Consider the following 12,188-nt stretch of genomic DNA (forward strand, 5'->3'; position numbering starts at 1 on the left):
GCGCGGTGGTCGAGGGGGCGCACTGCGGTATCGGGTCGGTGAAGACGAACATCGGCCACCTCGAACTCGCGGCGGGTGTGGCCGGTGTGATCAAGGTGCTGTTGCAGATGCGGCACCGCACACTGGTCGAGAGCCTGCACTGCGACACCGTCAATCCGTACATCGACCTCGACGGCAGCCCCTTCCACCTCGTGCGCGAACAGCAGCCCTGGCCGGCGCCGCGCGACGCTCAGGGCCGTGAACTCCCGCGCCGGGCGGGAGTGAGCTCCTTCGGGTTCGGCGGCGTCAACGCCCATGTCGTCCTCGAAGAGTACGTACCGCCCTCCGTACCGCAGGTGGGCACACAGGACCCCGTGGCCGTCGTCCTGTCCGCCCCGGAGCCCGACATGCTGCGCGCCCGGGCCCGGCAGCTGGCCGACTGGATCGACGCGGGCCGGCTCGGCGAGGCCGACCTGCCGGACCTCGCCCACACGCTGCAGGTGGGCCGCGTCGCGATGGACGAGCGCCTCGCCTTCCTGACCCCCTCGCTCACCGACCTGCGCGAGCGGCTGGGCGCCTTCCTCGACGGCGGCACCGCGCAGGGCCTGCACACCGGGCGGGCACAGCGCCAGGGACCGTGGAACGAGCTCGCCGCCGACGACGACATCGCCCTCGCCATCGACAGCTGGATAGCCAAGGGCAAGCTCGGACGCCTGCTCAAGCTCTGGGTCACCGGCTTCGACGTGGACTGGCGGCGCCTGTACGCCGGCCGGCCGGCGCGGCGCATCCCGCTGCCCGTCTACCCGTTCAAGCTGCAGCGCTACTGGATCGCCGACGCGAAGGGCACGACCCGGGCACCGGCACCGGCGGCCGCGGCGCCGAGCGCACCACCGTCGCCGCCCTACCGCCGCGATCTGACCGGGCACGAGTTCTATGTGCGCGACCACCGCGTGGGAGACACCCCCGTCCTGCCCGGGGCCGCCTACCTGGAGTTCGTGCGCGACGCGCTCGTCCGGGCCACGCCCGGGGCCACCGACACCGGCGTGCGCCTGCGCGACGTCACCTGGCTGCGTCCCCTGGAGGTGAGTGCACCGCGCACCCTCACCGTCGAACTGGCCGCGGCCGGTGGGACGTTCGAGGTGTACGCCGACGGCGACGGCGACCGCGTCCTGCATGCGAAGGGCACCGCACAGGCCGACCCCGCACTCCTCGCCTCCGACCACACCCACGACATCGGCGCACTGCGCGCGAGCCTCCCGTTCCGGCGTTTCGGCGACGAGTGCTACGCGCAGTTCGCGCGCATCGGCATGGGGTACGGCCCCGCGTTCCGTGGCGTGCAGGAGCTGTACCACGGTGCGGACACCGCCCTTGCGCGGCTGCTCCTCCCCGACGCGGCGGCAGCCCCGCTGACGCTCAACCCGGGCATGCTCGACGCCGCCCTGCAGGCGACCCTGGGACTGGCGCCCGGCGAGACGGGCGACGCCCCGGAGGGGACCGCGCTGCCGTTCACCGTGCGCGAGGTACAGGTCCTGGCTCCCACCCCGGCCGAGGGCTGGGCGCTGGTGCGCCGCGCCGCGGACGACCGCCGCGACACCGGTGTACGCCGCCTGGACATCGACCTGTGCGACACGCGGGGCAACGTCTGCGTGCGCCTGCTGGGCTTCTGCACCCGCATGAAGCCGGGCCCGGCGCCGCGCACCGCCGAGCCGGCCACCCCGCCCGCACTGCTGATCCAGCCGGACTGGCGCGAGAGCGCGGCACCCGAGCACCACGGCGACGACGTCGAGCGGCATGTCGTCCTGTGCGAACTCCCGGAGGCGGACGCCACCGCGCTCGGCGCGGCGCTGGGCGGTGCCACCTGCGAGACCTGGCAGGCCCGCGGCGAGACCGCCGGCCGCTACACCGAGTACGCCGAGCGGCTGCTGGAGCTGCTGCGCGACACGGCGCGGCAGCCCGCCCGGCCGCCGCGTCTGGTCCAGGTCGTCACCCCCGCGCACGCGCCCTGGCTGGGCGGGCTGAGCGGAATGCTCCGCACGGCACGCGGTGAGCACCCCAAGCTCATGACGCAGTGGATCGAACTGGACGATGTCGGGGCTGTGGACCCGGCCGAGCTGGCCGGACGGCTGCGGCGCGACGGCGCGGACACCACCGAGGAGGCCGTGCGCTACCGCGGCGGCCTCCGGCAGGTGTCCCACTGGCGCGAAGTCGCACCGGCCGCCCCCGTACCGCCCTGGCGCGACGGCGGCGTCTACCTGCTGACCGGCGGCGCCGGAGGGCTCGGCGCCCTGTTCGCCAAGGACATCGCCCGGCGCGTCGAGACGCCCGCCCTGGTCCTGTGCGGTCGCAGCCCGGCCGGCCCGGCACAGCGGGAACTCCTCACCGACCTGCGCGCCCTGGGCGCCCGTGCCGCATACCGCGTGCTCGACGTCGCCGACCGCGCCGATGTGACCCGGGCCGTACGCGACGTCCAGTCCGAGTACGGCGCGCTGCACGGCATCGTCCACGCCGCCGGAGTGCTGCGCGACGGCTTCGTCGCCAGGAAGACCGCGGACGACCTCCACCAGGTGTTCGCGCCCAAGGTGGCCGGGCTGTGCCACCTCGACGAGGCGACCGCCGACGTCCCGCTCGACTGCTTCATCGGCTTCTCCTCCATGGCCGCCTTCGGCAACGTCGGACAGGCCGACTACGCCGCCGCCAACGCCTTCATGGACGGATACGCCGCTCATCGCGCCTCCCTGGTGGGCCGGGGCAGCAGGTCGGGCCGCACCCTGATGGTGAACTGGCCGCTGTGGGAGAAGGGCGGCATGGGCGCCGACCCGTCGACCGTCCACCTGCTGGAGTCCGTGGGCATGCGGCCGATGCGCGCGTCCGTGGGCGTCGACGCCCTCGACCGCATCTGGACGACCGGCCTGACCGGCGCCATCGCCCTCGACGGCGACCACGCCCGGATGCGGGACCGCTTCCTGCCCGCGCACCCCGCCCCGGATCCCACTGCCGGACCCGCGGCGGCCGCCCCGACGACGCCAGCCGCCGAGCCGGTCGCCGAGCCGGTCGCCGCACCGGTGACCGAGCCGGCCGAGCCGTCGGACGTCGGCGCCGTCGTCGCGGACCTCATGGCGACGCTGCTGGAGGTCGACGCGGAGACCCTGCGGTGGGACAAGCCCCTGGGCGACTACGGCTTCGACTCCATCTTCATGATGCAGTTCCTCACCCAGGCGCAGACCCACCTCGACGCGTCCCTCACCCTGGACGTCATCGCCGGATGCGAAACCCTGCAGGACGTCGTCGACGCGATCACCGGCACGGCCGCCCCCGGCATCGGCACGGCCGCCGCGGAGCCCGCCGCGGAGGCCGAGGAGGCCCCGGCGGCCGTCGCCCCGGCGGCGGTCCCGGCACGGCGCGCCGAGCCCGCGTCGCCGCACGACTTCCCCGAACTGGTCCGCATGAACGGCGTCACCTCCGGCCGGCCCGTGTTCTGGGTCCACCACGGCAACGGCGGCGTGGAGTCCTACGCCCCGCTCGCGGCACGCTGCCCGCGCCCCTTCTACGGCATCCAGCCGAAGGGCTGGATCGACTCCACCGACATCCTCACCGGCCAGTACGCCATGGCCGAGCACTATGCGTCCCTCATCCTCGCGGTGCAGCCGGAGGGCCCGTACGACATCGGCGGGTTCTCCCTCGGCGGCCTGTTCGCGTACGAGACCGTGCGCCAGCTCCAGCTGAGGGGCGCCGACGTGCGCACGCTGGTCATGCTGGACACGCTGGACGCCGAAGCCACCAACAAGGCCAACGCCCTCATCGTCGGCGGGAACTTCGACGACGACGTGGTCACCAAGGTGAGCGACTTCCGCGCCGTCAACCTCATCCTCGGCAACAACCGCTTCGACTCGCACGGCGGCGCCAGCCCGATCCTGCGCCGCGACGAGGTCGACACCTCGCTGGAGCCCGCGGCGTTCCTCGACTCCCTGATCGACGCCGCGCTCGCCCGCGGCGTCAGCAAGACCGAGGCGCAGCTGCGCTCCCGCGTCCGGCAGCTGTCCCGCTACTTCGCGGCCACGCAGGGCGAGACGTACACGGTGGAGCCGCTGCCGCGGCGCGACGGACTGCGCTGCTACTACCTGCGCAACCGGGGCGGCGCGTTCTTCGGCGCCTTCGAGGAGCACATGGTGCTCTTCCCGGAACCCGGCCTGCCCACCGTGGACGGCATCGCGTACTGGCAGCAGTGGGCCGACCAGATCGACGACTTCTTCACCATCGACGTCGACACCTCGATGCATGCCGAGGTCATGACGGCCCCGCAGTCGCTCGACAAGCTGATGCGCCTCTGCGACCGGCTCTACGCCGCCGAGGACGCCGCCGCCCCGGCGGGCTCCGCGCAAGGAGGCCGCTGACATGAAGGCAGTGGTCTTTCCCGGCCAGGGCGCCCAGCGGCGCGGCATGGGACGCGAGCTGTTCGACGCGTACCCCGAACGCGTCGAAGAGGCCTCCGAGATCCTCGGCTACTCCCTCCGCACGCTGTGCCTGGACGATCCGCAGCGGCAACTGGGCCGCACCGAGTACACACAGCCCGCGCTGTTCGTGGTCGGAGCGCTCGCCCACCGGCGGTGGCGCGAGAGCACCGGCGACGAGCCGGCCTTCCTCGCCGGGCACAGCCTGGGGGAGTACTGCGCCCTGCACGCCGCCGGCGCCTTCGACTTCGCGACCGGACTGCGCCTGGTGCAGCGGCGCGGCGCACTGATGGCCCGGGCACGGGGCGGCGGCATGGCGGCCGTGGTCGGCATCGACGCGGCACGGCTGCGCGCACTCCTCGACGAGGGCGGCTTCTCGGGCCTGACCGTCGCCAATGACAACGCACCGCAGCAGAAGGTCGTCTCCGGCGACACCGCGACCGTCGACGCGCTGGTGACCCACCTCGATGCGCGCCGCGTCCGCTGTGTGCGACTGAATGTGTCCGGTGCCTTCCACTCGCCCCTGATGCGGCAGGCGCAGCAGGACTTCGCCCGCTTCGCCGAGGGGTTCGCCCTCGGGGACCCGGCGACGCCGGTGATCGCCAACGCCACGGCGCGGCCGTACGCCGCCGGCCGGACCGTGCACACGCTCGTCGACCAGATCGTGCGGCCCGTGCGCTGGACCGAGAGCGTGCACCACCTCCTCGACCAGGGCGTCACCGACTTCGTCGAACTCGGCGGCGCCGTGCTCGGCAAGCTGATCGACCAGATCCGCTCCGCCCCGCGCCCGGCCGCCCGGCCCGAAGCACCCCCTGCCCTTCCCGACGCTCCCGCCGCCCGGCCCGACACGCCGACCGCGCTGCCCGGCACACCGGCCGCCGCGCTCGGCAGCCCCTTGTTCCGCCGCCGCATGGGCGTGCACCACGCCTACGCCGTGGGCGGCATGTACCGGGGCATCGCCTCGGCCGAGATGGTCGTCAGGCTCGGCCGGCACCGCATGCTCGGCTTCCTGGGAACCGGCGGCCTGCCGCTCCCGGAGATCGAGCAGGCGGTGAAGGAGGTCCAGCACGGCCTGGCCGACGGGCAGCCCTACGGCGTCAACGTACTGGCCGACCACGACGACCCGGCGGCCGAGCGCGCCCTGGTCGAACTGCTGATGCGCCACGGCGTCCCCGTCATCGAGGCGTCGGCCTTCCTGCAGATGACGCCCGCGCTCGTCCTCTACCGGGCCCGGGGACTCCGCCGCGGCGCCGACGGCCGGACCGTGGCCGAGCACCGCATCGTGGCCAAGGTCTCCCGGCCGGAGGTCGCCGAGCAGTTCATGGCACCCGCCCCCGGGCCGGTCCTGGACCGGCTCCGCCGGGAGAACGCGCTCACCGACGAACAGGCGGAGCTCGCCCGGACGGTGCCGATGAGCCACGACATCACGATCGAGGCGGACTCCGGCGGGCACACGGACGGCGGCGTCGCCACGGTCATGATGCCCGCCATGCTCACGCTCCGGCAGCGCGCCCAGGACCGGTACGGCTACGACGAGCCGATCTGCCTGGGCCTCGCCGGCGGCCTCGGCACCCCCGCGGCGGTCGCGGCGGCCTTCATGCTCGGCGCCGACTACGTACTCACCGGATCCGTCAACCAGTGCACGGTGGAATCCGGTATGAGCACCGAGGTCAAGGACATGCTGCAGGACATCGGCATCGCCGACACCGCCTACGCCCCCGCGGGCGACATGTTTGAATTCGGCGCCAAGGTGCAGGTGCTCCGCAAAGGCGTGTTCTTTCCCACGCGGGCCAACAAGCTGTTCTCCCTCTACTCCCATTACGAAGGCCTCGACGACATCCCGGAGAAAACGCGCTCCCTCCTGGAAAGAACCTACTTCGGAAAACGCATCGAAGAGGTCTGGGACGAAGTACGCGCCTATCTCCGGTCACAGGGGCGCGACGCCGACATCGACCGGGCCGACGCCGAACCCAAACAGAAGATGGCGCTGGTGTTCCGCTGGTACTTCTTCCACACCACGCGCCTCGCCATGAACGGCGAAGGCTCCGGAAAAGTGAACTACCAGGTCCAGACCGGGCCGGCGCTGGGTGCCTTCAACCAGTGGGTCGAGGGCACCGAACTCGCCTCATGGCGGCACCGCCACGTCGACCGGATCGGCCTGATGCTGCTCGACGGCGCCGCCGAACACATCGCCACCGCATGCCGCCACTGGCGCGACACCCTCGGAGCGCCCCGTGCGTGACGGACACCCCACCGCAGTCGAGGAGAACGTGATGACCGTTCCGTCCACAGGCACCGAAGTCCGGCTCGCCGCCCGCCCCGACGGGTGGCCGACCGTCGAGGACTTCTCGGTCGTACAGGCGGAACTGCCCGCCGTCAGGACCGGCCAGGTGCTGATCCGCAACCTGGTCATGAGCGTCGACCCGTACATGCGCGGGCGGATGAACAACACCAGGTCCTACGTTCCGCCGTTCGCCCTCGGCAAGGCGCTGGACGGGGGCGCGGTCGGCGAGGTCGTCGTCTCGAAGTCACCGCGCCTCGCCGTCGGCGACCTGGTCCTGCACGGCCTCGGCTGGCGGGAGTACGCCGTCGTGGGCGCCGCCGGCGTGGTCCGGGTCGACCCGGCGCTCGCGCCGCCCAGTGCGTACCTCGGTGTGCTCGGCATGCCCGGCCACGCCGCCTGCACCGGGCTGCTCAAGGCCGCCGAATTCCGGCCGGGCGACATCGTGTTCGTCTCCGGGGCCGCGGGCGCGGTGGGCTCCCTCGTCGGTCAGATCGCCCGGATCTGCGGTGCCGAGCGCGTGATCGGATCGGCGGGGAGCGCCGAGAAGGTCGCCTATCTGACCGGGGAGCTGGGCTTCGATGCGGCATTCGACTACAAGGCCGGGCCGGTCCGCGAACAGCTGGCGAAGGCCGCGCCGGCTGGCATCGACGTCTACTTCGACAACGTGGGCGGCGACCATCTGGACGCCGCCCTGGACCTGGCCAGGCTGGGCGCGCGGTTCGCCCTGTGCGGCAGCGTCTCGCAGGTCAACGAGAAGGACGGTCCGGCCGGCCCGCGGAACCTGACGCAGGCCATCGCCAAGGGCCTCACCCTGCGCGGCTTCCTCGTCGGGGGCCACGCCGACCTCGACGACGAGTTCACCGCCCGCATGCGCGGCTGGCTGGCCGACGGCAAGATCTCCTACCGGGAGACCGTCGTCCCCGGACTGGAGAACGCCCCTGCCGCATTCCTCGGCATGCTGCGGGGCGCCAACACCGGAAAGATGCTCGTGAGAATCGCCGAATGACGACGCCATGCCCTGCGGAATAACGACGCCATGTCCTGCGGAAAAACGACGCCATGTCCTGCGGAATAGATCGGTGAACTCCCCGCGAACTCCCCGGAGTTTCCCCTTTCCGCGGAATTTCCGGTGGACTTGTTCCCCCTTCGCCTTCCGGTCGGTATGGTGATCTCCAAGCGCAGGCGCCGCGCAGATGGCGCACTTCACGCCGTGCGCATCGATTTCCCCACCTTCCTTGCTTCCCCCGGGCATTCGGCCCGCGGAGATCCGGCGCGCACCGCCGCACCAGGCACCCGCCGCAAAAATGCCGCCCCTTTTCGATACACCGAAACACCGACACACCGAAACACAACGGAGGATTCCCATGTCCAGCACGCCCACGCCCACGTCCACGTCCACGCCCACGGCCACGTCTACGTCCACGTCCCCCTCCGCATCCACGCCCACTGCCGTCCCCGTCCCCGAAGAGGTCGGGCGCCTCTACGACCGCCTCACCGCACTGGACGCCGAAGCGGTCGGCGGCAGCCTCCACCTCGGCTACTGGGACGTCGACGACCACGACACCCCCCTCGTGGAAGCCGCCGACCGGCTCACCGACGCGATGACCGACCGCCTGCGGATCGTCGAGGGCCAGCGGATCCTCGACGTCGGCTGCGGAGTCGGCCAGCCCGCCATGCGGATCGCCCGGCGCACCGGCGCCCATGTCACGGGCATCGCGATCAGCAAGGACCAGATCGCCCGCGCCACCGCCCTCGCCGAGGCCGCCGGCCTGAGCGACCGGGTCGGGTTCCGGCACGCCGACGCCATGGAACTGCCCTTCCCCGACGACTCCTTCGACGCCGCCATCGCCATCGAGTCGATCTTCCACATGCCCGACCGCGGACGGGTCCTCGGCGAGATCCGCCGCGTGCTGCGCCCCGGCGGACGCCTGGTCCTCACCGACTTCTTCGAGCGCGGCCCCATCCCCGCCGACAAGCAGCCCGCCGTGGACCGGCTGCTGCGCGACTTCATCATGACCCTGGCCCGGCCCGAGGACTATGTGCCCATGCTGCGCGACGCGGGCCTGCGCTTCGTCGAACTCCTCGACATCACCGAGCAGAGCGTGCGCCAGACCTTCGAGCAGATGAGCCGGGGCTCCCAGGAGATGCAGACCGTCTTCGACGACGAGGCGGAGGAGAAGTTCAGCCCCGCCTCCATGATCGACGTCGACGAGTTCGGCTCCGTACTGCTGACCGCCCAGAAGCCCCTCTGACCGGGGCCGTTCAAACGCGGTGCCGCCGGGGGAGCGCCGGCCCGGTCGCCGGGCGACGGCGCGGCGCACCTCCGGCGCCACCGCGCACCCCACCACCGACGAGGAGCGACATCCCGTGACCGAACCGACCGGCGGCGGCCTCCCGCCCGCCTTTCCCTTCCCCCGCACCTGCCCCTACCGGCTGCCCGCCGAGTACCACGGCCTCCGCGAGAGCGGCCCCGTGTCGAAGGTGACCCTGCCGACCGGCAAACCGGCGTGGATCCTGACCCGCTACGACGACGTCCGCAAGGCGCTGCTCGACCCGCGCCTGAGCTCCGACCGGGCCGATCCGAACTTCCCGATGCTGGTCGAGATCGCCCGGAGCGACAAGGACTCCACGCTGTCCCTCGCGGGCATGGACGCACCGGAACACACCCGGGCGCGGCGCGCCGTGGTCGGCGAGTTCACCTTCCGCCGGATGGAAGCCCTGCGGCCGCGCATCCAGGAGATCGTCGACGAGTGCGTGGACGCGATGCTCGCCGGCCCCAACCCGGCCGACCTGGTGAAGGCGATGTCCTTCCCGGTGCCGTCCCTGGTCATCTGCGAACTGCTCGGCGTGTCCGTCGCCGACCGCGACTTCTTCGAGGACCGCACCTCCCGGATGCTCAGCATGACCCTCCCCCCGCTCACCCGTCAGCAGGCGTTCTTCGACCTGCAGACCTACTTGGACGAGCTGGTGACGACCAAGGAGAAGGTCCCGGGGGACGACCTGCTCAGCCGGCAGATCGCCAAGGGCCGCAAGGACAGCGCGTACGACCACGACGCACTCGTCGACCTGGCGTTCCTGCTGCTGACCGCCGGGCACGACACGACCGGGAACATGATCTCGCTGGGCATGCTCGCCCTGATGGAGACGCCCGGGCTGCGGGCGCGCATCACCGGCGAGCCCGGCAGCACTCCGCAGGTCGTCGAGGAACTGCTGCGCTACTTCACCATCACCGACATCATCACCACCCGCGTGGCCAAGGAGGACGTCGAGATCGGCGGGCAGACCATCCGCACCGGTGAGGGCGTCTTCGCGCTGGGCGGCTCGGCCAACCACGACCCGGACGTCTACGAGAACCCCGGGAGACTCGACGTCGACCGCGGCGCACGCCAGCACCTCGCCTTCGGTCACGGACCCCACCAGTGCCTCGGACAGAGCCTCGCCCGCATGGAACTGGAGATCGTCTACGACACCCTGCTCCGCCGCCTCCCCGGGCTCCGGCCGGCCGGCCCCGTCGAAGACCTGCCGCTGAAGAACGACGCGGCCATCTTCGGTCTGCACGAGCTCCCGGTCACCTGGTAGGCGGAGGCCACGCGCGCCGGGCCGCCGCCCTGACGGGCGATCAGTACTGCTACTCGGGCAGCCACTTGTGCTTGTTGTGCCAGTAGGTGAACCGTTCGCGGCCGTCGACGGCGCTGGTGCGGAAGGGACGCCCGCCGTCGTCGACGCGCAGGGTTCCCTGCCGGCCGCCGCTGCTCCAGCCGAGCTCCAGGTACCAGCTGACGTCGTGGGCCTCGGTGTGCAGGTCCAGGTTGAGGACCTGCGGATCGTGGGTGGAGACCTTGAAGGGGAAGTCCTTCGCGGGGACCTCGATGTCGCCGTCCATGCCGGCCACCGGCTTCGCCGTCGGCCGCTCGGCGTCCAGGTCGATGTCGAAGCTCTGCGGGGTGATCCCGCCGCCGCAGCCGTCGCCCATCGAGTACGCGGCCCAGGGGAGCCCGGCACGCTTGCCCACCACCCGGACGTGCAGCGAGGTGAGGACGACGGCCTCGTCCGTGCTGCCGGTCACCGTGAGCTGGAGCCGCAGATGCCCGCCGTCGATGCCGCCCAGGGCACTCGCCCAGCCGCGGGTGTCCTGCGGCGCGGGCGGCGGCGGCACGTGCTGCGGCTCCTGCCGCATCAGGTAGTAGACGCCGCAGGGCTCGTCCCAGTTGTACGAGGTGACGCCGACGCCTGGCGCGGAGCGGTCGTCCGGCCCGTCCTCCCCGGCGGGCGGGCGGTTGGCGTCCGACGCTTCCGGACGGGCCGAACGGGCCGATGCGGAGGGCCCGGGCTTGCCCTTGCCGCCGCGGGCGGGGGAGCCCTTCGTGGCGGAAGGCCCGGGAGCCGGGCTGTGCCGGGAGGCAGCGGACGGTTGGTCGCCGACGGCCGGCGGGTGTGCGGCCCCGCGCGGGTTACTGCGGGTGGTGCCGTCCACCGTGCCTCCTTCCAGGGTCAGGGCCAGCGCCGCCGGCACGGCGAGGGAGACCAGCGCGAGGGCGGCAAGGGCGATCCGGAGGCGTTTGCGGGCCGGGGAGGTGGCGGAGGCCGGGGAAGTCCGGGTGGCGGGACCGGCGCCCGTCGTGGGGGCACTTGTGGCCGCGGCGGCTGCTGCCGGCTCGGCTGCGCCGGGGGAGGAGCCGAGACCATCGGAGGCGGAAGCGGCCGCCCCCTCCGCACCGTTGGCGTCGTCCGACGAACTGTCCGACTCCGCGGAGTCCGACCCCGCGGAGTCCGGCTCGGCCGCAGCGGTCGCCGACGCTTCGACGAGTGCCCGCGTACCGGCCGCATCATCCGACCCGGCCCCGCGAGACGGCGCTGTGGGCGCCGCTGCCGCCGCTGCCGTCGCTGGCGCTGCTGCCGCCGCCGTGGCCGACGCCGAACGCCCGCGTCGGCGCCCCTCGTCCGCGACGATCCACTGCCGGTGCAGCTCCAGCATCTCCTCGCGGTCCGCCCCGCACAGCCTGGCGAAGCGTTCGGCGGGGGCGAAGTCCACCGGTACGGCATCGCCGTTGCAGTAGCGGTGCAGCGTGGACACGCTCATGTGCAACTGCCCGGCGAGGACGCCGTAGCTGCGCCCGGAGCGTTCCTTGAGCCGGCGCAGCAGATGCGCGAAGCCCGCTGTCTCTGTGGCCACCCTGATCCCCCTGTTCGTTCCGCCGTTCCAGGCCCCTGTTCCAGGGAAGGGTCAATTCCCCAGGTCAAACCCCTTGTTGGCGTTCCCGCTTCTCTCATTGTCCCGGATCGGTTGGCGCCGCGACGCCGACCCCGCAGGCTGGACGCAGTGCCACCGAGACGGGAGACGCCATGCGAACCCGCCCGTGCCTCAGCGATGTTCTCGCCCTCGCTGTGCTGATCGTCTGCGTCGCGGTCGTCATCTCACTGCTCAACCGCTACTGAGACCTCGCCTGTAAGGGCGGCCACCCTCACGCACACGGTTC

General features: G+C 72.3%; 6 protein-coding genes (1 of these 6 only partly in view). 5 read left to right on the plus strand and 1 reads right to left on the minus strand.

Translation table 11 applies throughout. From position 1 onward, the window contains the following. From ACWD6P_RS04465 to ACWD6P_RS04485, 5 genes are all read left to right on the plus strand, one after another. Window positions 1-4,370, plus strand: partial view of an SDR family NAD(P)-dependent oxidoreductase gene (locus ACWD6P_RS04465; protein WP_451442510.1) — the 3' portion only. 1,531 nt of this gene lie to the left of the window's left edge; 4,370 of the gene's 5,901 nt are visible here — the last part of the coding sequence; its start codon lies beyond the left edge, outside the window; it ends in the stop codon at window positions 4,368-4,370. A 1-nt stretch (window position 4,371) separates the two neighbouring features. Next, window positions 4,372-6,669, plus strand: coding sequence for an ACP S-malonyltransferase (fabD, locus tag ACWD6P_RS04470; RefSeq protein ID WP_451442511.1), 2,298 nt, complete (start codon window positions 4,372-4,374; stop codon window positions 6,667-6,669). A gap of 28 nt (window positions 6,670-6,697) precedes the next feature. Continuing rightward, a complete protein-coding gene (locus tag ACWD6P_RS04475) occupies window positions 6,698-7,717 on the plus strand; it encodes an NADP-dependent oxidoreductase (RefSeq protein WP_451442549.1) in 1,020 nt (339 codons plus the stop codon). Window positions 7,718-8,075: 358 nt separating this feature from the next. Continuing rightward, entirely contained in the window at window positions 8,076-8,963 is an 888-nt protein-coding gene (locus ACWD6P_RS04480) for an SAM-dependent methyltransferase (protein ID WP_451442512.1), read from the plus strand. A gap of 115 nt (window positions 8,964-9,078) precedes the next feature. Continuing rightward, complete coding sequence (locus tag ACWD6P_RS04485) at window positions 9,079-10,290, plus strand: cytochrome P450 (RefSeq protein WP_451442513.1); 1,212 nt, start codon at window positions 9,079-9,081, stop codon at window positions 10,288-10,290. A gap of 49 nt (window positions 10,291-10,339) precedes the next feature. On the opposite strand, the gene ACWD6P_RS04490 is transcribed toward ACWD6P_RS04485, so the two are convergent. Next, window positions 10,340-11,884 carry a helix-turn-helix domain-containing protein gene (locus ACWD6P_RS04490; RefSeq protein ID WP_451442514.1) on the minus strand — a complete coding sequence of 515 codons (1,545 nt, stop codon included), beginning with the start codon at window positions 11,882-11,884 and terminating at the stop codon, window positions 10,340-10,342. Window positions 11,885-12,188 lie beyond the last annotated feature (304 nt).

This window comes from Streptomyces sp. NPDC002446, from assembly GCF_053595675.1.

Bases quoted from the DNA above. Each gene is read 5' to 3' on its own strand.
- fabD (WP_451442511.1), top strand. From the start codon at position 4,372: ATGAAGGCAGTGGTCTTTCCCGGCCAGGGCGCCCAGCGGCGCGGCATG.
- ACWD6P_RS04480 (WP_451442512.1), top strand. From the start codon at position 8,076: ATGTCCAGCACGCCCACGCCCACGTCCACGTCCACGCCCACGGCCACG.